Genomic DNA, 18,627 nt, shown 5'->3' on the forward strand with positions numbered 1-18,627 from the left:
GAACCACCGGCGGCGCGGTAGCGCCTCAGGCGCTGCGGCGTGGGTTGGTCAGGCCGAAGTTAAAGCTGTTGCAACGGTTGCAGAACTCTTTCATCACCGGCGGCGTGTCCATCATCGGCACTTTCACCTCGATAAACGCCAGCCGATCCTGCCGCGAGGCCCGTTCCAGGGCCATTTCCAGCTGCTGCGTGGTCTCCACCGCCACGCTGAACGGCTGCGCCTGAGTATTCAGCACCGCCGGCAGTTTGGCGTAGTCCCACGGGCCGATGTCGTTGTAGGACGAGTTTTCGCCGAGGATATAACGCTCGATGGTGTAGCCGTCGTTGTTGATCAGGAAGATGATCGGCTTTTGCTCGCAGCGCAGCAGGGTAGACACTTCCTGCGCGGTGAGCTGGAAGGAGCCGTCACCGATGAACAGCAGATGCCGGCGCTCCGGCGCCGCCATCAGGGTGCCGAGCAGCGCCGGCAGGGTATAGCCGATCGAACCCCAGATCGGTTGGTTGACCACCTTGACGCCGCCGGGCATGCGCATGCCGCCGATGGCGGCGCCCGAGGTGCCGTTTTCCACCACCACCACGTCATCCGCCCGGATAAATCGCTGGATCCGTTGCCACAGATAGGCCTGATCGATGGGGGTATCGCTCGGTGTCGCCAGCTTCTCACGCGGATCGGGCAGCGGTGCCAGGGGCTGTACCGGCGCGTCTTCACTCAGATCCAGCAGCGCCTGCAGCAGATCCGCCGCCGCCACCGCCGGGTAGGAGGTGTTGTCCAGCTTCAGCGAGAACGGCTGGATATCCACCTGAGCGGCGGCGGGAATTTGCTGCGAGAAATAGCCGGTGGTGGAGTCCACCAGACGCACGCCGAAGCTCAGCACGCAGTCCGAGTGGGCCATGCGTTCATACAGTTCGGGGCGCGACAGGTTGCCGCTGTAGCCGCCCATCCAACCGGCGGTATCTTCCGGAATAATGCATTTGGCGGTCGGCATATTGGTCAGCGGAATGGCAAAGCGATGAGCGACCTCGATAACCCGCTGCTGCAGCTGATAGCGATCCACCATTTGGTCGATCAACATGATCGGGCGCTGTGCGCGTTTTATTTTGGTTAACAGCGCCATCGCCGCTAATTGCACATTGTATTTATCGCTGGCCGGCAACTGCGGCGCCGCTGCGGCTGCGGTGATTTCAATTTCGACGTCGCAAATATCGGAAGGCAGCTGTAAATAGACCGGTTTCTTCTCTATCCAGGCGCGGGAAATAACGCGCGGAATTTCCTGCGCGGCATTTTCCGGCGTAATCAAGGCTTGAGCAACGGTGAATTGTTTAAAACAGTTCATGACGTTGTCGAAATTGCCGTCGCCCAGGGTATGGTGCAATAGCTGATGATTCTTCATCGCGTGCAGCGGCGGCGTGCCGGCAATGCAGATCACCGGCGAAGATTCGGCATAGGCACCGGCGATGCCGGACAGCGCGGCCAGATCGCCAACGCCGTAGGTGACGATCAGCGCGCCGGCGCCTTTCATTCGGGCGTAGCCGTCGGCGGCGTAGGAGGCGTTCAATTCATTGCAGTTGCCGATAAACGCCAATCGGTCGTCGCTTTCCAGCAGCTCCAGCAGGCTGAGGTTATAGTCGCCGGGCACGCCGTAAATACGATCGACGTTCAGGGCGTGAAGCTGTTGCAGAATGAATGACCCGATAGTTATTTTCATTGATTGCTCCGGATTATTTATCTTTATTTTGTCAGGCGAAAATCAGCAAAAATAAATTGCTGGCGATGTTGTGTCGTTAGCTTTAACAGTTATTTAAAACGTCGACTTGTTCAAGATAGGGTTGGCAGCCGAAAAATGGGCGGTTTGTATTCGGCGCTTTACGCGATTGAGTAATACATAAAAAGTAGGGGTATTGCGTATTGGCGTGCGGCGGTATTTTTCCTTGATGGAATATCAGCAGAGAAACGGCCCGCGTTGGCATTTATCATGACGCAGGGGGAGTTTACCGGTACTTTTGATGCCGCGTTAAATCCTGTCTGGCGGTACCCGGCAGTTAGCCTGGAAAAGAAAAGCCGACGCTGACGTAAAGGGGGATTTTGGTGATCCGCCGCACGCTTATTTCAAGAAACCATTCTGTAACCAATTAAAAACAAAAAATTAACAGCGATCGTTTTTTATTCGTCGGTTTCCGTCAGCTTTGCTTTACGGGGGCGGCGGTGCGCGCCACGTCGGGCCGGCGTTAAAATACGCCGCCACGGGCGCTAAGATAACGTGGTGGCCATCACATTCCGTGGGAAGTGATACGTAAACTTTTCTCTACGTGCGCGCAGATGGCGTATACCTACCAAAGAGGGCGGTGCCCCAGTGGCACTGACTGACGGGGGAAAGAGCGATGAAAAGCTATCGACACATTCTGGTACTGATTCACGATGAGCGCGATGGGCTGCCGTTACTGCGTCAAACGCTAGCGATGGTGGGCGGGCTGCCGATCGCCATCACCGTCGGCCACCTCAACGCCGACTATGCGGAGCTGGAGTACGGCAGCGATGCGCTGGTCAAAGATCGCCAGGCGCAGGAGGTGATCGCCGCCAAGGCGATGCTGAGCCGGCTGGTGAGCGCCGTCGAGGCGCCGGTTGCGGTCAAGGAAATCGTCACTATCCGGCGCTTTAAGGACGTCAACGATTTCATTCATCAGGCCGGTATCGATCTGGTGGTGGTCGGGCACCAGAATCGCCTGTTCGGTCTCTATTCTTCTTATTCCCTGGAGTTTGTGAACCGTCTCGATGTCGATGTGTTGGTCAAGCACCTTGCCCGCGAGTCGTGTGCGACAAAGCGGACTTTTCCCACGGCTTTGCCGCCCGAAAGGCGATAGCATACGCAGGCCGGCACAACCTGTTAAAAGTTACCGGGAATTTTCCGGTGCTAAACTTAACCAAAGCACAACGGGCGTTGGATAAATTAGATACAGCTTGATCTTGCCTGGGCTATCGGTAAGAATCTTCGGCCGTATTTTTACAGGAGCTTTACGATGTTTCTCAAACGGACTCTTTTGGCATGTTCTCTGGCGTTGATATTTCCTGCACTGCCTTCTTACGCTGAGGTTGGTACAGAAAGTGGCAATACCGCGCAGGCTGAAAAACCGGGTCTATGGCAGCGTTTTACCGATAACGTGGCGGAGACCTGGAACAACTCGCCTAACCACGATCTCTATATTCCGGCCATCACCTGGCACAACCGTTGGACTTACGATGATGAACATATCGATAAGTACAACGAGCGCCCGTGGGGGGCCGGTTACGGTATCTCCCGCTACGACAGCGACGGTGACTGGCACGGCATCTACATCATGGCGTTCAAGGATTCCTTCAACAAGTGGGAGCCGATCGGCGGCTACGCCTACGAGAAGATCTGGCGCCCGCTGGATGACAAGGATTTCCGCCTGGGGCTGGGCTTCACCGCCAGCGTCACCGCGCGTGACAACTGGAAATACATTCCTATCCCGGCACCGCTGCCGCTGGCCTCTATCGGCTATCAGCGGCTGACGTTCCAGGCGACCTACATTCCCGGCACCTATAACAACGGCAACGTGTTCTTCGCCTGGCTGCGCTGGCAGTTCTAAATTTCCTGAATTCCGAAAAACGGCGCGGCGGCGAGATAAAAGGAACTTGTCGCCGCCGGCGGCGTCGGAAGGGTATCCCGGCGCGCTGCGCCGATCGCATGCCGTTATTACAGGAGTTTTACCACTATGATCACCAAACATCGTTTACTGCTGGCCTTGGCGCTGTCCGCTACCCTGGCTAGCGGCGCCACTCAGGCTGCCGGGCTGATGGATTCCCTCAGCAGCGCGGCGGGCGAACTGAGCAAGTCGGGCGGCGACAGCAGCGGCGGCATGTCGCTCTCCTCGCTGACCGGCCTGTTGAACGGTGGCGACAAGGCGTTGAGCTCCAGCAGCATGACCAATGCCGCCGGTATCCTGCAGTACTGTGTGAAAAACAACGTGCTGTCGGCTAACGGTGCCGAAGGGGTGAAAAATCAGCTGCTCAGCAAGCTGGGCATCACCAGCACCGAAAACGCCAAGAGCCAGGATTATCAGCAGGGCCTGGGCGGCTTGCTGCAGACCGGCGAAGGCAAGAGCCTGGATCTGAACAGCCTGGGCACCTCGCAGATCACCGAGAAGGTGAAGCAAAAAGCCTGCGATCTGGTGCTGAAACAGGGCAAATCCTTTATTTCATGATGAACGAACGGCGGAGCGCTCCGCCGTTCTTTTTTGCATAAGCTGGAAAAATGAAAAAAACGTTGATGCTTTCCCTGTTGGCGGGGATGACGATGTTGCAGGGGTGTTCCGTGAAATCCAACGATGCGCCGCCACCGCCGCAGGTGAAACCGATCGGCATGGCGAACCCGGCCGACGTGTATTGCACCCAAATCGGCGGCAAGCTGAATGCCAAAGAGAACGCGGCAGGCCAGTATTCCACCTGCACCTTGCCGAGTGGGCAGGAAATTGAAAGCTGGGAACTGTTCCGCCGCGATCACCCGGTGAAAAAGTAACCCTCGCGGCGCCGGCGCTTCCGCCCGGCGCCCGATCAGAATTGGCGATCCCCTATCGACTGCAGCTGCAGGCTGCCGTCTTTTTGTAGCGTCAGCGGCATGCGCCAATCGCTCTGTTTATCCAGGTTGAACGGCCGGGAGCGGAACATGCAGCCGGTCTTGATGTTCTTGATTTTCATGACGTGTTCCGCGTCCGCATTGATTTTCACCTCGAAGCTGCCGGCGGGCGGAATAAAGACTTCCGCCAGCTGCTGCGGTGCCGTCGGCGTTTCCAGCTTGACCAGCACCGCGAAATCGTTGCCCTGATTATCCAGCGTCAGCCGATGCAGACCGGTCGCGGGCAGCCGCGTCGGCTGGTGCAGATAACCGGCTGAGGCGGGCCACGGCTGCCCGGCATTGTCGTGCAGCGGCCCCCCGCACTGTTCACGCGCCTCGCGCAGCGGCATTTCGCGCTTTATCGCGCGGTTGTAATCGGTGGGGGCGGCGAGGCTGAACTCGTCGTCATATTGATGAGCGCGCAGATAGCGCTTGGCGCCGAGCACCGCGATGGCGACCAGCATAAAGAACAAAAATATCCTCAGGCGATTTTTAAAAATCAGCCCGAACAGCTTCCCGGGGAGTTGAAACAGCCACCTTGCGATCGTCAATAACATCGTTTTCCCTTTACGCCCAAGCCGTTACGTCTACGGTAACTTCGCCTGCCTCAGTATAGCCAAAGCGTTGCCTCCGGGCGGCATGCGCCATGAAATTCCTGTTTTTTTACCCCAAACCTTCCTCTAACAGCAACAGCAGCAGGAAGCCGGCAAAGAACATCGCGGTGGCGAACGGTGTCTCTTTTCCGCCTTCATGCGCTTCGACCAGCAGCTCCTCGGTGACCAGGTAGAGCAGGGCGATCAGGCCAAAGGCCAAAAAGGCGGTCAGCCAAAATGCGCCCAGCATGGCCACCGGCGCCCCCAGCAGGCCACCGATGGGCAGCAGCAGCGCCAGGCCGACTATCGCCGCCATGGCCCGCAGCCGCCTGCCGAGAAAGTCTTTCAAATCGCCGACGATCGACAACCCCAGGAACAGCACTTCCAGCGTCAACGCCAGCGTCAACAGCAGACCGGCCTTGGCACCGGCCGCGAAGGCAATACCCAGCACCAGCCCATCGATAAAGATATCGACGCCGACCGCGGCGATAAAACCGACCGGCCCCTGCGCTTTTTCACCCAGTTGCCTAACCAATAGCATTAACAGCACCCCCGCAGCGCCGCCCAGCAACACGGCCACAGGCGACTGCTGCTTGAGATCGGGCAGGATTTCGGTGGCGGCGGCGGCAAAAACGATGCCGGCGGTAAAGTGATGGATGACGCGCATTGTGGCGGCACCGGGGCGGCGATAGAGTGCCACCGCAGCGCCGATGACGGTGGCTGCGGCGGGAAACAGCGTATAAAGCACGGCGGAGGTCATCGCGTCATAATCCCTTATCGGTGATGTCACTCTCAGTCTAGACGAGCGCCGCCGCTTCAGCGTGGCGAAAAAAATGATTGTTCGATTGTGTACGTTTATGTACATTCGTGATCACTTTAGCGTCACCGGATTTACGCGATGTCCAAACTGTTACCGAATGAACGCCACCAGGCCATTCTCGACGCGCTTCGCCAACAGGGGCGGGTGTTAGCCCTGGAGATGGCGCAGCGGTTGAATACCACCGAAGCCACCATCCGCCGCGATCTGCGCCAGCTGGCGGCGCAGAACCTGTGTAAACGTATCTATGGCGGCGCGCTGGCGCCGACGCCGGCCGAAGGCCCCGTTGCGGCACGCATGGCGCTCAGCGGCGATGAGAAGCTGACGCTGGCGCAGACCGCGCTGGGGTTGATCGGTGAAGAGCAGCTGATCTTCCTCGATGCCGGCAGCACCCACCTGTATCTGGCGGATATGTTGCCGCGCGATCGGCGTTTGACGGTGGTGACCAATGCATTGAGCATCGCCGGCAAAATGCTGGAACGGCCGGGGATCCGCACCATCCTGATCGGCGGTGAGCTGGATGCGCAGGTTGGCGGCTGCGTGGACGCCAAGGCGGCGGAAGAGATAGATGGTTTCCATTTCGATCTGGTGTTCACCGGCATCTGCGCCTACGACCCGGACGGCGGCTTCTCCGCGCTGAGCTACCAGGACGCCACCTTCAAAAAGCGGCTGCTGACGCGCGCCGGCAGCGTGGCGGTGCTGTGTACCCGCGACAAGCTCAATACCTACGCCCCTTACCCCTTCCTGCCCGCCGGGCGGGTGGATCATCTGGTGACGGCGCGCGGCGCGCACCCGCAGCTCGAGCTGCAGGTGGCGCAGGGCGGCGGCCAGGTTTGGCACAGCGATTTACCGACCGGAGAATGATGATGAAAATAGCCCATGTTGCCCTGTGGACCCGTGATATCGACGCGCAGCTGGCGTTTTGGCAGCGCTATTTCAACGGTGAGGCGGGTGAGGAGTACGTCAGCCGCAACCGGCCGGGGTTTGTTTCCCGTTTCGTCAGCCTGGCGGCCGGGCCGACGCTGGAGATCATGCGCGTGCCGACGCTGTTGCCGGCGCAGGCCCTGGAAGAACGGGTGGGCTGGGCGCACATCGCGCTGTCGCTGGGGGATGAACGGCAGGTCGATCGATTGGCGCAGCGCGCGCAGCAGGAGGGTATCTTGCAGTCCGCTCCGCGCTGGACCGGCGACGGCTTCTATGAGGCCGTCATCCGCGATCCGGACGGCAACGCGATCGAAATTACCGCCTAATCACTCCTCTTCGATGCTGGCGAACTGCTCGCCCAGATAATCGAGCAGCAGCCGCACCGCCGGCAATAAACCGCGGCGCGACGGGTAGACCGCATGCACCACGCCGCCCTGCGGCTGCCAGCCGGGCAGCAGCTGGACCAGTTCGCCGCGCAGCATGTCGTCACGCATCATCATCGCCGGCAGCTGAACGATGCCGGCGCCGGCGATGGCGGCGGTGCGCAGCATCAGCATGTCGTCGGTGACCAGCCGCGGCGTGTGTTCCCACTCGACCCGTTCACCCTGCGGGCCGGTCAGCCGCCATTGGTGCTGAGCGCGCGCCGGGCCGAGATCGAGCGTCGGGTATTTACGCAGGTCTTCCGGCGTGTGCGCCGGCCCGAGGGTGCGCACCAGCGCCGGGCTGGCGGCGACGCACCAGGTGCGCTGCGCCAGGATCTTCAGCACCAGATCGCTGTCTTCCAGCGGCGGCGGCCGCACGCGGATCGCCAGATCCAACCCTTCCCCCACCACGTCCACCCGGCGGTTGGTGGCCTCCAGATGCACCGTCACCTTCGGATAGTCGGCCATAAAGGCCGCCACCATGCTGCCGACGCGGGTGTGCAGGATCGCCACCGGGCACGACATACGCACCGTGCCGCAGGGCTCGGCGCGCGTCTGTTCGATCGCCTGCTGCGCCGCTTCCGCTTCCACCAGCATCGCCTTGCAGTGTGCGTAATAGTTTTGGCCGACCTCGGTCACCGAGAAACGCCGCGTCGAGCGCTGGATCAGGCGCACGCCCAGCCTCTCTTCCAGCAGCGCCACGCGGCGGCTGAGCTTGGATTTGGGAATGCCCAGCGCCCGGCCGGCGGGAGCAAATCCCTGGTGATCGACCACGCTGGCGAAGAAAAACAGATCGTTCAGATCGGTCAGCATCGTATCCCTTATCGTTCTACCAGTAGAACGCTGAGTGTACATCTTGCCTACTACTGCAGCAAACCCCGACAGATTAAACTTCTGCCATCAACTTAAGGCCGTGAGGTCTGAAACGGGAGTTCAAGATGAAAAAAATCCTCGGTATTCACAACAGCCCGGAAGCGCATTGGGTCGGTAACGGTTTCCTGGTGAATTCGCTGTTCTCTTATAACGATTTGGGGGCGGAAATGAGCCCGTTCCTGCTGCTGGATCACGCGGCGCCCACCAAATTCCGCTCTGCCTCCGGCACCCGCGGCGTGGGTCAGCATCCGCATCGCGGGTTTGAAACGGTGACCATCGTCTATCAGGGCGAAGTGGAACACCGCGACTCGACCGGCAGCGGCGGGGTGATTGGCCCCGGCGACGTCCAGTGGATGACCGCCGCCTCCGGCATTCTGCACGAAGAGTTCCATTCGCGGGACTTCTCGCGCAAGGGCGGCACCATGGAAATGGTGCAGCTGTGGGTCAACCTGCCGGCCAAGGACAAAATGGCCGAGCCCGGTTACCAGACGCTGCTGAACGCCGATATTCCGGTGGTTCCGCTGGCAGACGGCGCAGGGCAGGTGCGGGTGATCGCCGGTGACTTTGGCGGCCACGCCGGCCCGGCACGCACTTTCAGCCCGCTCAACGTGTGGGATATGAAGCTGAATGCCGGCCACACCACCACGCTGACGGTGAAAGAAGGCCATACGCTGGCGCTGGTGATGCTGCATGGCGCGATCCTGGTCAACGGCGAAGAGGTGGTGCGCGAAACCCAAATGGTGCGTTTCGACCGGGCGGGGGATTCGATCACGATTGAAGCCAACAACGACGTCGCGCTGCTGGTGCTGAGCGGCGAACCGATCGATGAGCCTATCGTCGGCTACGGCCCGTTCGTCATGAACAGCGACGCGGAAATCCAGCAGGCGTTCCGCGACTTCAACAGCGGCAAGTTCGGTAGCATGAACGCCGAAGCGAGCGCCGGCTGACCTTGGTGCCTGGGGTGGGACGTGTTCCCCGGCCCAGGCGCTACACTTAAACCTCAACGCCCCGTCCCAGCGGCGGGGCGTTTCATCCGCAACATCAACCCCCACAGGAGTAAAACCATGACTGCAAATTACAAGCGCCTCGACAAGGACCAGGCCGCCGTATTGCTGGTGGATCATCAGGCAGGGCTGCTTTCGCTGGTGCGCGATATCGATCCCGATCGGTTTAAAAACAACGTGCTGGCGCTGGGTGATTTAGCGAAGTACTTCAATCTGCCGACCATTCTGACCACCAGTTTCGAAAACGGCCCCAACGGCCCGCTGGTGCCGGAGCTGAAGGCCCAATTCCCCGATGCCCCTTTTATTCCTCGCCCCGGCCAAATCAACGCCTGGGACAACGACGACTTCGTCAAGGCGGTAAAAGCCACCGGCCGTAAACAGCTGATCATCGCCGGTGTAGTGACCGAAGTGTGCGTGGCATTCCCGGCGCTGTCGGCGCTCAATGAAGGCTTTGAGGTCTTTGTGGTGACCGACGCCTCCGGCACCTTCAATGAGCTGACGCGTCAGTCGGCCTGGAGCCGCATGGAAGCCGCCGGCGCGCAGCTGATGACCTGGTTCGGCGTCGCCTGCGAGCTGCACCGCGACTGGCGCAACGACATCGAAGGCCTGGGCACGCTGTTCTCCAACCATATCCCGGACTACCGCAATCTGATGACCAGCTATAACACGCTGGCCGGCGGTAAGTAACACGGCGGCCCTTTACCCCACCTTTCGCCTTTCATCACGTTAGATGCGGGATGTAAGCAAAACGTAGCGGGGCGAAAAGGTAGCGAAAAGCGGCTTTCTCATTGGCCGGGGGCGGGGTAGCGTAATCCCGAACCCGGCAAATGAGGCTAATTCAATGAAACAAGCAATCAAGATCCTGGCGCTGCCCTGCATGGGCATAGCGCTGTTGTTCAGCGCGAGCGCGATGTCGGCCCCCGAGGCGCCTGCGGCCAAAGCGTTGCCGCCTGTGGCGGATGAACCGATGCGCATGCCGCCTTTCCCGGGCGGGCACCCGCCCAAACCGGGGTTCTGCCACGGCGGCGAACTGTTCTGCGCCACCTCGGCCAGCGACAATCCGGTGGAAACCATCAACAAACTGACGGCGGTGATCCCGGCGGGCAGCGCCAAGCATTACGAGGTGCGCGTCGCGGTGGTGGCCGTGCCTGACGCCCCGCCTGCGCCTTAACGGGCCCTGTCATCCCGCTCTGGTTCGCACGCTCAAGGCGCGTTAGGCTAAGGCGAGCATTTATCGGGAGGCGGGATGACCCTTTTAGCACAACTGCCCTGTCTCCAGCCCGGCGAGTGCGCGCTGTTGTTCGACGGCGAATGCAATCTGTGTCACGGGCTGGTGAGGTATCTTATTCGCGCCGATCGGCAGCGGCGCATTCTGTTGGCGACGGTGCAATCCGTCGAAGGGCAGGCGATCCTGCAGGCGCTGGGATTGCCGACCGATCGTTTCGATTCCGTGGTCTATGTTGAGCAGGGGCGCTGTTGGCTGCGTTCGGCGGCGCTGTTCCAGGCGTTGCGCCAATTGGGGTGGCCGCATCGCGCGCTGGCGCTGGCGCGTTACCTGCCGCCGCGGCTGGCGGACAAGGTCTACGATGCGGTTGCCGGCAATCGCTACCGGCTGTTTGGCCGCAACGACGGCACCGGTTTGCCGGGCGCCGACCAGCCCGGGCGCTATCTGCCCCGGCGGCGGGAACCTCCCGCCTGAGCTTTACGCTTCTTTACCATCCAACCGCTTGAAATATCAGCACTCCAGCTCCATATAATGGAACGTTCAGCCAACAAGGAGCGCGTATGGGAATCAGTGAAGAAGAGCACATCCGCCGTTTGACCCAGGAGAAGAACGACATGGGCAATACGGCGAAATGGGTGGCGATCGTTTCCGCCGTGTACTTTGCCTTGATGGTGTTTTACGGCCACCCGACCGGCGTATTGGCGATGTCGGGCGCGGTGTTCATCGTTTCTACCGCCACCTGGCTGAAAAAGCGTCAGAAGGTCAAATCTTACCGCATGGCGTTGGCCAAAATCAGCGACGATCAGCCCTGATAGTCGCCGCGCTTTAGCGTATACACCAGGCTCGGCGCTGCGCCGGGCACGTCATCCAGCGTATCCACCCGCTGCATGCCAATCTTTTCCAGCACCCGCCACGAAGCCTGATTCTCCGCGCGCACAATGGCAGAAATCTCACCCACCTCCAGACCGACAAACCCGTATTGCAGTGAAGCCCGCGCCATCTCGGTGGCCAGCCCCATGCCCCACACCCGGGTGTCGAAGCGATAGCCGAGGTTAACGGTGCGCTGCGCGCCGAGCGGTTTCCAGGACAAGCCGCCAAAGCCGATAACCCAATCCGACCGTTCGCGCAGGGCGAGCGCCCAGGAGCCGTAGCCGTGTTGCCGCCAGACGGCGAGCCGCTCCTGCAGCGCCGAAGCGGCCTGCGCTTCGCTGGTGAGCGGGCCGGCGGGGTTGAAGAGTTGGGTTTGCGGATCGCCAAAGATGGCGTAGAAACGTTCGAGGTCCGCCATCACCGGCGGCCGCATCTGCAGGCGCTCGCTGAAGTACGGGGCTGAAGGATTAAAGCTCGGCATCGTTTCTCCCGGCCGGATCAATGAACAGCGTTCACTGTAGTCCAGATCGGCGAAACGGGAAATCCCCCTCTGCGGGTGAGAGGGGGAGAGGGGCATTACAGGAAGGAATCGTCGTCGTCGTTGTAATCGTCGTCGGCGTAGTCCGTGTCATCCTGATAGTTGGCGTTCTGGAAGCCGTTGTCCTGATTCAGGAAGCTGCCGCCGTCGCCGTTGTTGAAGGTATCAAGGTTGTTGGAGGCGTCGAAATTGCGCATCGCGCTGTCGTCCAGCGGTGCCGGGTTTTCTTCGATAATATTCACGATTTCCTGCGGCTGCGAATGGCGGAACATGCCGGTCAGCATGTCGGCCAATACCACGCCGCCGGCGACGCCCGCCGCGGTTTGCAAAGCCCCACCCAGGAAGCCGCCGGCGCGCGAAGGCGCCGCCTGCTGCGGTTGGGCATAGGCTGGCTGCTGCGGCTGTGAGTAGCCCCCTTGCTGCGCGTTGTTCCAGGCCGCCGTATTTTGCTGCTGCGCCTGATACTGTTCACGCGGGCTTGGCGTACTGCGGCTGCCGCCGCCGAACAGGCCGGCCAGGAAGCCGCCGCTGCTCTGTTGGCCGCTGGCGGTTTGCTGCAGCTGCGCGACCTGGGCTTCCAGCTCTTTGACCCGCTGGTCCATCTGTTTGAGCGCCGCTTCCTGAATGATCATTGCCTGCGCCATGTAATAAGGGGCGGAAGGCTGCTCGCGAATATGCTGATTAATTTGCTGTTCTGCCTGGAGATCCCGTGGGCCCGTCTTGGTCTCGGCTTCTTTCAGGCGGCCAAACAGACCATCGATAAGGCGTTGTTCTTCGGATTGCATAGGCGTACCTCGGGAGATAAATAACGGTGCTGGATGATCGTTGTCATCGGTAACAATCACCCTAGCGCGTTTGCATGAACCAATAAATAAATGGCGGGTAAACCTGTCTATGAATTTGTTACCAATTACGGCAGCGGGATCAGCATCACCAGCTTCAGACCGCCGTGCTCCGCCGGGTGGAAGGTGAGCTGGCGATAGCGCAGCGCACCTTGCTGAGGATGTTCGAACGCTCTTTCGCCGCCTTCGCGCGCCATCACGTCATGCTGTTTCCACCAGTGATTAAAGTCCGCGCTGTTGTGCGTCATGTTGCGCACGAAGGCGCGCATCTCTTCGGTGTTTTGGTGATGGCTGGTCTCGGCGCGAAACTCGGCCACCACGCGGCGGGCACGTTCTTTCCAATCGCTGACCAGCGTTTTCGCCAATGGGTGGAAGAACATGAAGTGCAGCAGGTTGGGGCTGTTGGCCACATCCAGCCAGCCGCTGAACAGCGCCGCCGCCTGCGGGTTCCAGGCGACGACGTTCCAGGTCACGTCCAGCAGGTAGCAGGGCACCGTCATTTGGTGCACGCTTTGCAGCACCGCGTCGTTGGCGGTTTCGCGGTGCGTTTCCTGCTCGGGATCGGCGACGCGGGCCAGGGTAAACAGGTAGTGGCGTTCGGCGGGGCCGAGCCGCAGCGCCTTGGCGATGCGTGCCAGCGTATAGGGGGAAATGGACACCTCGCGCCCCTGTTCGATCCAGGTATACCAGGTGGCGCTGATGCCGCTGATTTGCGCCAGCTCTTCGCGCCGCAGGCCGCTGGTGCGGCGGCGCGAGGAGCTGGGCAGGCCGAGCATTTCCGGCGTGATACGCTCGCGGTGTGCGCGCAGGAATGCGCCGAGGGCCTTTGGCCCGGATAAGGCTTCTGATGACATAGCGTGGTACCTATTTATACCAGGATAACTGCTCATATTGTACCCGTATAGTAGCCTGATTATAGTAGCCGAAAGCCTTCAGGCACAGGTGCAAGCCGGATAATAACGGGAGCAAACATGAGCATCAGCAACAGCCATAAAAACGCGGTAGACCGGCAGTTCGGCGAGCAGGCCAACGCTTACTTAACCAGCGCGGTGCACGCGCAGGGCAAGGATTTGCAACGCCTCGCACAGTTACTGGAACCGCATGCCGACGCGCGCCTGCTCGATCTGGGCTGCGGCGCCGGGCACGCCAGCTTCACGGCGGCGGCCAGGGTGGCGCAGGTGGTGGCCTACGATCTGTCGGCGCAAATGTTGGCGGTGGTGGAGCAGGCGGCAGCGGAAAAAGGCTTGAGTAACATTCAGCTGCAGCAGGGCGTGGCGGAGTCTTTACCGTTTGAGGACGCCAGCTTCGATCTGGTCATCAGCCGCTATTCGGCGCACCATTGGCACGACGTCGGCCAGGCGCTGCGCGAAGTCAGGCGGGTATTGAAGCCGGGCGGCAGAGCGATTTTTATGGACGTGGTCTCGCCGGGGCATCCGCTGCTGGATATCTACCTGCAAACCGTGGAAGTGCTGCGCGACACCTCACACGTGCGCAACTATGCGCCGGGCGAGTGGCTGGCGTTATTGACCGAGGCCGGGCTGGTGGTGCGTGAGGTGACGTCGGATCGATTGATGCTGGAGTTCGGCAGTTGGGTGGCGCGCATGCGCACGCCGGCGCATTTCGTTACCGCGATCCGCGCGCTGCAGCAAAGCGTATCGCAGGAGGTGGCGGCGCATTTCGCCATTCAGCCGGACGGCTCCTTTACCAGCGATATCATGATGTTTGACGTGACGAAGGGCTGAAAACAACGGGGCAGCCGATGAAGGCTGCCCCGTGAAACGCTATCGGCTGCGATGCGCTTATTTTTTGTCTTCCAGCAGGCAGCGGTAGATCAGGCCGCCGATAATGCCGCCGACCAGCGGCACCAGCCAGAAGACCCACAGCTGCTGCAGCGCCCAGGTGCCCTGGAAGATCGCTACGCCGGTGCTGCGCGCCGGGTTGACGGAGGTGTTGGTCACCGGGATGCTGATCAGGTGGATCAGGGTCAGCGTCAGGCCGATCGCCAGCGGGGCAAAGCCTGCCGGCGCGCGTTTGTCGGTTACGCCATGAATAACGAGCAGGAAGAAGGCCGTCAGCACCAGCTCAATCACGATGGCTGATTGCAGAGAATAACCGCCCGGTGAGTGTTCGCCGTAACCGTTGGAGGCGAAACCGCCTGCGGTGGCGTCGAAACCGGCTTTGCCGCTGGCGATCAAATACAGCACCGCCGCTGCGGCGATACCGCCGATCACCTGTGCGATAACGTAAGGAATCACGTCTTTCGCCGCGAAACGGCCGCCGGCGAATAAGCCAACGGTGATTGCCGGGTTAAAGTGCCCGCCGGAAATATGGCCGACGGCATAGGCCATCGTCACCACGGTCAGGCCGAAAGCGAGCGCGACGCCGAGGAAACCAATACCCAGCTGTGGGAATGCCGCGGCTAATACTGCGCTACCACAACCACCAAACACCAACCAAAATGTGCCAAAAAATTCGGCAAAAAGTCGCTTTGACATAGATTCCATCCTGCGGAATAGACTAACGGGTGTTAGCACTAAAAACTATAGAACAGCTTTTTCAGTTCATGCAGATATTCTATAGAATTTTCTTAATGCACCTTGAATAACGGCGGTATTAAATCCCCGGTATTTTATTTTGTCTATGAGAAAAACGCCGTTTTTCGCCGTGCCGGCGCGCGTTTGCCGATTTTTTTATCTTTGATATAAGAATTTACCCTAAGCGAAATGACGGGTTATTTTCAGGCGCTTTTTTCCAGCGGTTTTCTCCATTCAATATCCCCAGGTTAATTGCTAATTTCTATTTGCCAGTCAACCTTGTTGCCTATTGCACATTTGACGAAACGCCTGTTGTCATCTCAGTGTCATGCTAAATTAATATCTTCTTCTGCCTGATAACGCTTCGTTCAACCTCGGGTAAAAACCATGAAAATAAAATCGCTCTCCCTGCTGTTGGCTTCACTGTTTCCTGTATTCACCTACGCTGCAGATATTGAGGTAGCGCGTTATGTGGTCGGCTTCCCCGGCGGGGAACGCGTCGCCTATCAGGGGGCGTTCGCCAAGAATTTCCCGCAGGGGCTGCCGGTGGGGATCGGCTCCGGGCTGACGTTCAATCGCAAGCAGGGCGACGATCTGGTGCTGACGACGCTGACCGATCGCGGCCCGAATGCCGATGCCCCGGCGGTGGGCAAGCAAGAAGCCAAAATTTTCGCCAACCCGCAATTCGTGCCTCTGTTGATGGACATTCGCATCGGTGGCGGCAAGGCCGTGGCCGAGAATGCACGGCCCTTGCATGACGAAAAAGGGCCGATTAGCGGGCTGCCGCTGCCGAGCGAGCTGATTGGTTCCACGAACGAAGTGGCGTTGAACGACGCGTTGCAGCCGCTGCCCGGCGATCGCCGCGGGTTGGATACCGAAGGCATCATCGGTGACGGCAACGGCGGCTATTGGCTGTGCGATGAGTACGGTCCGTTTCTGATCCATGTCGACGGCAACGGTAAAATTCTCGCCAAATACGGCCCAACGCCGGAGGCCGGCGAGCAGGCGGTGGCGAGTGGTTTGCCGAACATCCTGAAGTGGCGCCAGCCCAACCGCGGTTTTGAGGGGCTGACCCGGATGCCGGATGGGCGCATTCTGGCGGCGGTGCAGAGCACGCTGGATGTCGATGGCAAAAGCAAGAACAAGGCGCAGTTTACCCGGCTGGTGAGCTTCGATCCGCGCAGTGGCAAAACCGCCATGTACGGCTATCCCATCGATATCGACAGCTATAAAAAAGCCAAAGACGCCAAGATTGGCGATGTGGTGGCGTTGGACAACCAGCGCATCCTGTTGATTGAACAAGGAACCGGTAAAGATAAGACGATGATCAACAAGATCTATCTGGTGGATCTCGCGCAGGCCAGCGATCTGAGCGCGTTTGACGGCCAGGGGAAAGCGCTGGAGTTCGACGATGCGAAAGATCTCGCCAAACGCGGCGTGAAGCTGGCGCAGAAACGGGAAGTGGCGGACCTGCGCCAGTTGGGCTGGCGCCAGGAGAAAGCGGAAGGGTTGGCGCTGATCGACGATCGCACGCTGGCGGTGATTAATGACAACGATTTCGGCCTGCAGGCCAAGCTGGTGGACGCATCGCCAAAGAGCAAGAAAATCGGCGATTATCAGCTGGAGAAAGAAGGGCGGCTGAGCCTCGACGGCGATAAGACCGACGCCCGTATCGAATTGCGCCCGCTGGAGCAGCCGGAGTCGCTGAGCGAGCTCTGGGTGCTCACCTTGCCGCATCCCTTGAAGTGAGACAGCGGGGGCGATAGCGCCCCCGTCAGACCGTTGACAAAGGAGGAAAAAACGTGGTTTTTCCTCCTTTGTGGCCATCGGCCGAAAATCAATAAATTGATTTTCCTTGTTTTTTTATCCGTTGCTCTCTGCAAACCCGGCAATGGCATGAGGTTTGTCATCAATCTCACAGCGGGGGCGGTGACGCCCCCGTTTGCTTCAGGCTTCCGCGTGCCGCTGCGGCGCTCTGCCGCGCGAGATGCTCTCCCACACCGCCACCACCACCATGATCAGCGTCGTCAGGCCATTGACCATCAGCAGATCGGTTAAATAGGCGACGGGGGCCAATACCGCCAGCGCCAGCAGCCCCACCAGGTGCGACAGCGGGAAGCGATGATACACCAGCCGTTTATACAGCGCGTTGGCGAACAGGTAGAGCGCCGGGCCGAGCAGCAACACCGCCGCCGTGGCGTTTTGGATGCGGCCGTCGGGATGGGCGATCACCAGCTCGTTGGCCACGGCGCAGACGATGATCGCCCCCACCAGCGCGACGTGCACGTAATGGAAGTAAGCGCCCAGCTGGCCGGGGTTTTCCGCCTGGCTGATGGCGTGGCTGCCGGCTTTGCTGCTGGTGTCGAAGTAGACCCACCACATCGCCAGGCTGCCGAGAAAGGCCACCAGCGAGGCGATGAGCACCGGCAGGTTCCAGCTTTCCATCTCGCTCAGGGTGGCGCCGGTGATCAGAATGGTTTCCCCCAGCGCCACGATAACGAACAGCTGGCAGCGCTCCGCCAGGTGGTGACCCTCGATGGTCCATTCGCTGCTGCTGTCCGAGCGCCCCAGCACCGGCAGCCGGAAGCCGAACATCGGCGAGACGTATTCGCACAAGACCGCGACCGCCCACAGCGCCAGGCGGGCGTTGCCTTCCGCCAGCCCACCGGCGATCCAGAAGACGGCAGAGATGCACAGCCAGCCGAGAATGCGGTGAAAGTTTCGTTTTAACGGATGACCGGGCGCCAGCAGGCGCAGCACCGTGACGGAGCGCCCGACCTGAATGGCGACATAGAACAGCGCGAAGATCAGGCCGCGCTCGCCAAACGCCTGCGGCAGCGCGGCAGCGGCGAACAGCCCCAGCAGCATGATAGCGAACAGCAGCAGGCGGATCTGACGGGTATCCGGATTGAACCAGTTGGTGACCCAGGCGGTGTATTGCCAGGCCAGCCAGACGGCGAACCACAGCAACAGGGTTTCCAGCGCGCCAGTCAGCGTCAGGTGATGCAACAGATAGTGGGAAAGTTGGGTCACGGCGAAAACGTAGATCAGATCGAACAGCAGCTCGGAAAACGAGACTGAAGCGCCCTGACCGTCACGCACGCGCAGCAGGTTTTGCGACATAAGCGTTCTTCCTTAAAAGGGTAAGCCACAAAATCAGCGTAGCTCAGCGCGCCCCGGCGGGTAAAAAATCTTAAATAGCGGCGGCGCGCGTTCTTTCTTTCGCCCTGTCTTTAATTGTTCATCAAATAGGGGTAAGGTGAACCCTATAAAGTCATTTCCGCCTTAAAATACACACTCGCTCTCACTTCCTCCTTATTCTCCTCACAATGATTGATGTTCTTTACGTTGCATG

At 60.0% G+C, this 18,627-nt stretch carries 22 protein-coding genes; 13 read left to right on the forward strand and 9 right to left on the reverse strand.

Translation table 11 applies throughout. From position 1 onward, the window contains the following. Window positions 1-25: 25 nt before the first annotated feature. The gene (locus AWX27_RS14480; RefSeq protein WP_060423204.1) at window positions 26-1,705 is read right to left on the reverse strand and encodes an alpha-keto acid decarboxylase family protein; all 1,680 of its coding nucleotides are present in this window, start codon (window positions 1,703-1,705) and stop codon (window positions 26-28) included. 673 nt (window positions 1,706-2,378) lie between these two features. Between AWX27_RS14480 and AWX27_RS14485 the strand changes: the two genes are divergently transcribed. The 4 genes from AWX27_RS14485 to AWX27_RS14500 all read left to right on the forward strand — a co-directional run bounded on the left by AWX27_RS14485 (window position 2,379) and on the right by AWX27_RS14500 (window position 4,534). After that, the gene (locus AWX27_RS14485; RefSeq protein WP_060423210.1) at window positions 2,379-2,858 is read left to right on the forward strand and encodes an adenine nucleotide alpha hydrolase family protein; all 480 of its coding nucleotides are present in this window, start codon (window positions 2,379-2,381) and stop codon (window positions 2,856-2,858) included. 156 nt (window positions 2,859-3,014) lie between these two features. Continuing rightward, entirely contained in the window at window positions 3,015-3,605 is a 591-nt protein-coding gene (gene pagP / locus AWX27_RS14490) for a lipid IV(A) palmitoyltransferase PagP (RefSeq protein WP_025301698.1), read from the forward strand. A gap of 126 nt (window positions 3,606-3,731) precedes the next feature. Then, entirely contained in the window at window positions 3,732-4,220 is a 489-nt protein-coding gene (locus AWX27_RS14495; protein WP_060423213.1) for a YjjA family protein, read from the forward strand. Window positions 4,221-4,270: 50 nt separating this feature from the next. Further along, the gene (locus AWX27_RS14500; RefSeq protein WP_004940597.1) at window positions 4,271-4,534 is read left to right on the forward strand and encodes a putative hemolysin; all 264 of its coding nucleotides are present in this window, start codon (window positions 4,271-4,273) and stop codon (window positions 4,532-4,534) included. Between the two features lie 35 nt (window positions 4,535-4,569). On the opposite strand, the gene AWX27_RS14505 is transcribed toward AWX27_RS14500, so the two are convergent. Next, entirely contained in the window at window positions 4,570-5,187 is a 618-nt protein-coding gene (locus tag AWX27_RS14505; RefSeq protein WP_047728779.1) for a hypothetical protein, read from the reverse strand. Between the two features lie 106 nt (window positions 5,188-5,293). Continuing rightward, window positions 5,294-5,983: a ZIP family metal transporter gene (locus tag AWX27_RS14510; protein ID WP_047728778.1), complete on the reverse strand. Its 690-nt coding sequence runs from the start codon at window positions 5,981-5,983 to the stop codon at window positions 5,294-5,296. Between the two features lie 138 nt (window positions 5,984-6,121). Here AWX27_RS14510 and AWX27_RS14515 point away from each other — a divergent pair, with 138 nt between their 5' ends. After that, a complete protein-coding gene (locus tag AWX27_RS14515; protein WP_060423217.1) occupies window positions 6,122-6,904 on the forward strand; it encodes a DeoR/GlpR family DNA-binding transcription regulator in 783 nt (260 codons plus the stop codon). Window positions 6,905-6,906: 2 nt separating this feature from the next. Then, window positions 6,907-7,290, forward strand: a complete 384-nt coding sequence (locus AWX27_RS14520) for a VOC family protein (protein ID WP_060423221.1) — start codon at window positions 6,907-6,909, stop codon at window positions 7,288-7,290. Here the strand turns inward: AWX27_RS14520 and AWX27_RS14525 are convergent, their stop codons facing one another. Next, window positions 7,291-8,199, reverse strand: a complete 909-nt coding sequence (locus AWX27_RS14525) for a LysR family transcriptional regulator (RefSeq protein WP_049273915.1) — start codon at window positions 8,197-8,199, stop codon at window positions 7,291-7,293. A 125-nt stretch (window positions 8,200-8,324) separates the two neighbouring features. Here AWX27_RS14525 and AWX27_RS14530 point away from each other — a divergent pair, with 125 nt between their 5' ends. The 5 genes from AWX27_RS14530 (at window position 8,325) to AWX27_RS14550 (ending at window position 11,300) form a co-directional block, all read left to right on the forward strand. Continuing rightward, window positions 8,325-9,206 (forward strand): pirin family protein, encoded by an 882-nt coding sequence (locus AWX27_RS14530; protein ID WP_038873171.1) that lies wholly within the window; start codon window positions 8,325-8,327, stop codon window positions 9,204-9,206. Window positions 9,207-9,323: 117 nt separating this feature from the next. Beyond that, window positions 9,324-9,950 (forward strand): isochorismate family cysteine hydrolase YcaC, encoded by a 627-nt coding sequence (gene ycaC, locus AWX27_RS14535; RefSeq protein WP_060423224.1) that lies wholly within the window; start codon window positions 9,324-9,326, stop codon window positions 9,948-9,950. Between the two features lie 154 nt (window positions 9,951-10,104). Then, the gene (locus tag AWX27_RS14540; RefSeq protein WP_060423227.1) at window positions 10,105-10,434 is read left to right on the forward strand and encodes a hypothetical protein; all 330 of its coding nucleotides are present in this window, start codon (window positions 10,105-10,107) and stop codon (window positions 10,432-10,434) included. Between the two features lie 75 nt (window positions 10,435-10,509). Then, complete coding sequence (locus AWX27_RS14545) at window positions 10,510-10,962, forward strand: thiol-disulfide oxidoreductase DCC family protein (RefSeq protein ID WP_060423232.1); 453 nt, start codon at window positions 10,510-10,512, stop codon at window positions 10,960-10,962. Window positions 10,963-11,048: 86 nt separating this feature from the next. Then, window positions 11,049-11,300, forward strand: coding sequence for a hypothetical protein (locus AWX27_RS14550; RefSeq protein ID WP_033642017.1), 252 nt, complete (start codon window positions 11,049-11,051; stop codon window positions 11,298-11,300). On the opposite strand, the gene AWX27_RS14555 is transcribed toward AWX27_RS14550, so the two are convergent. The 3 genes from AWX27_RS14555 to AWX27_RS14565 all read right to left on the reverse strand — a co-directional run bounded on the left by AWX27_RS14555 (window position 11,291) and on the right by AWX27_RS14565 (window position 13,592). Continuing rightward, window positions 11,291-11,839 (reverse strand): GNAT family N-acetyltransferase, encoded by a 549-nt coding sequence (locus AWX27_RS14555; protein ID WP_060423234.1) that lies wholly within the window; start codon window positions 11,837-11,839, stop codon window positions 11,291-11,293. The genes AWX27_RS14550 and AWX27_RS14555 overlap by 10 nt on opposite strands. A 95-nt stretch (window positions 11,840-11,934) precedes the next feature. Beyond that, window positions 11,935-12,681, reverse strand: coding sequence for a DUF2076 domain-containing protein (locus AWX27_RS14560; protein WP_060423237.1), 747 nt, complete (start codon window positions 12,679-12,681; stop codon window positions 11,935-11,937). Between the two features lie 125 nt (window positions 12,682-12,806). Further along, window positions 12,807-13,592: a helix-turn-helix transcriptional regulator gene (locus tag AWX27_RS14565; RefSeq protein WP_060423241.1), complete on the reverse strand. Its 786-nt coding sequence runs from the start codon at window positions 13,590-13,592 to the stop codon at window positions 12,807-12,809. A gap of 117 nt (window positions 13,593-13,709) precedes the next feature. Here AWX27_RS14565 and AWX27_RS14570 point away from each other — a divergent pair, with 117 nt between their 5' ends. Further along, a complete protein-coding gene (locus tag AWX27_RS14570) occupies window positions 13,710-14,480 on the forward strand; it encodes a class I SAM-dependent methyltransferase (RefSeq protein ID WP_060423243.1) in 771 nt (256 codons plus the stop codon). Window positions 14,481-14,537: 57 nt separating this feature from the next. Here the strand turns inward: AWX27_RS14570 and aqpZ are convergent, their stop codons facing one another. Then, window positions 14,538-15,233: an aquaporin Z gene (aqpZ, locus tag AWX27_RS14575; RefSeq protein WP_060423246.1), complete on the reverse strand. Its 696-nt coding sequence runs from the start codon at window positions 15,231-15,233 to the stop codon at window positions 14,538-14,540. 426 nt (window positions 15,234-15,659) lie between these two features. On the opposite strand from aqpZ, the gene AWX27_RS14580 reads away from it, so the two are divergent. Further along, window positions 15,660-17,021: an esterase-like activity of phytase family protein gene (locus AWX27_RS14580; protein ID WP_060423250.1), complete on the forward strand. Its 1,362-nt coding sequence runs from the start codon at window positions 15,660-15,662 to the stop codon at window positions 17,019-17,021. Between the two features lie 198 nt (window positions 17,022-17,219). Here AWX27_RS14580 and AWX27_RS14585 read toward each other — a convergent pair whose 3' ends face one another. Continuing rightward, window positions 17,220-18,395 carry a low temperature requirement protein A gene (locus AWX27_RS14585; RefSeq protein WP_060423253.1) on the reverse strand — a complete coding sequence of 392 codons (1,176 nt, stop codon included), beginning with the start codon at window positions 18,393-18,395 and terminating at the stop codon, window positions 17,220-17,222. Between the last annotated feature and the right edge of the window lie 232 nt (window positions 18,396-18,627).

The sequence above is a fragment of the Serratia sp. 2880STDY5682894 genome (assembly GCF_001537385.1).
Lineage (GTDB): Bacteria > Pseudomonadota > Gammaproteobacteria > Enterobacterales > Enterobacteriaceae > Serratia > Serratia nevei.

Bases quoted from the DNA above. Each gene is read 5' to 3' on its own strand.
- AWX27_RS14540 (WP_060423227.1), top strand. From the start codon at position 10,105: ATGAAACAAGCAATCAAGATCCTGGCGCTGCCCTGCATGGGCATAGCG.
- ycaC (WP_060423224.1), top strand. From the start codon at position 9,324: ATGACTGCAAATTACAAGCGCCTCGACAAGGACCAGGCCGCCGTATTG.
- AWX27_RS14495 (WP_060423213.1), top strand. From the start codon at position 3,732: ATGATCACCAAACATCGTTTACTGCTGGCCTTGGCGCTGTCCGCTACC.
- AWX27_RS14560 (WP_060423237.1), bottom strand. From the start codon at position 12,681: ATGCAATCCGAAGAACAACGCCTTATCGATGGTCTGTTTGGCCGCCTG.
- AWX27_RS14580 (WP_060423250.1), top strand. From the start codon at position 15,660: ATGAAAATAAAATCGCTCTCCCTGCTGTTGGCTTCACTGTTTCCTGTA.
- pagP (WP_025301698.1), top strand. From the start codon at position 3,015: ATGTTTCTCAAACGGACTCTTTTGGCATGTTCTCTGGCGTTGATATTT.
- AWX27_RS14555 (WP_060423234.1), bottom strand. From the start codon at position 11,839: ATGCCGAGCTTTAATCCTTCAGCCCCGTACTTCAGCGAGCGCCTGCAG.
- AWX27_RS14500 (WP_004940597.1), top strand. From the start codon at position 4,271: ATGAAAAAAACGTTGATGCTTTCCCTGTTGGCGGGGATGACGATGTTG.
- AWX27_RS14515 (WP_060423217.1), top strand. From the start codon at position 6,122: ATGTCCAAACTGTTACCGAATGAACGCCACCAGGCCATTCTCGACGCG.
- AWX27_RS14505 (WP_047728779.1), bottom strand. From the start codon at position 5,187: ATGTTATTGACGATCGCAAGGTGGCTGTTTCAACTCCCCGGGAAGCTG.
- AWX27_RS14485 (WP_060423210.1), top strand. From the start codon at position 2,379: ATGAAAAGCTATCGACACATTCTGGTACTGATTCACGATGAGCGCGAT.
- AWX27_RS14545 (WP_060423232.1), top strand. From the start codon at position 10,510: ATGACCCTTTTAGCACAACTGCCCTGTCTCCAGCCCGGCGAGTGCGCG.
- AWX27_RS14570 (WP_060423243.1), top strand. From the start codon at position 13,710: ATGAGCATCAGCAACAGCCATAAAAACGCGGTAGACCGGCAGTTCGGC.
- AWX27_RS14530 (WP_038873171.1), top strand. From the start codon at position 8,325: ATGAAAAAAATCCTCGGTATTCACAACAGCCCGGAAGCGCATTGGGTC.
- AWX27_RS14550 (WP_033642017.1), top strand. From the start codon at position 11,049: ATGGGAATCAGTGAAGAAGAGCACATCCGCCGTTTGACCCAGGAGAAG.
- aqpZ (WP_060423246.1), bottom strand. From the start codon at position 15,233: ATGTCAAAGCGACTTTTTGCCGAATTTTTTGGCACATTTTGGTTGGTG.
- AWX27_RS14480 (WP_060423204.1), bottom strand. From the start codon at position 1,705: ATGAAAATAACTATCGGGTCATTCATTCTGCAACAGCTTCACGCCCTG.
- AWX27_RS14585 (WP_060423253.1), bottom strand. From the start codon at position 18,395: ATGTCGCAAAACCTGCTGCGCGTGCGTGACGGTCAGGGCGCTTCAGTC.
- AWX27_RS14510 (WP_047728778.1), bottom strand. From the start codon at position 5,983: ATGACCTCCGCCGTGCTTTATACGCTGTTTCCCGCCGCAGCCACCGTC.
- AWX27_RS14525 (WP_049273915.1), bottom strand. From the start codon at position 8,199: ATGCTGACCGATCTGAACGATCTGTTTTTCTTCGCCAGCGTGGTCGAT.
- AWX27_RS14520 (WP_060423221.1), top strand. From the start codon at position 6,907: ATGAAAATAGCCCATGTTGCCCTGTGGACCCGTGATATCGACGCGCAG.
- AWX27_RS14565 (WP_060423241.1), bottom strand. From the start codon at position 13,592: ATGTCATCAGAAGCCTTATCCGGGCCAAAGGCCCTCGGCGCATTCCTG.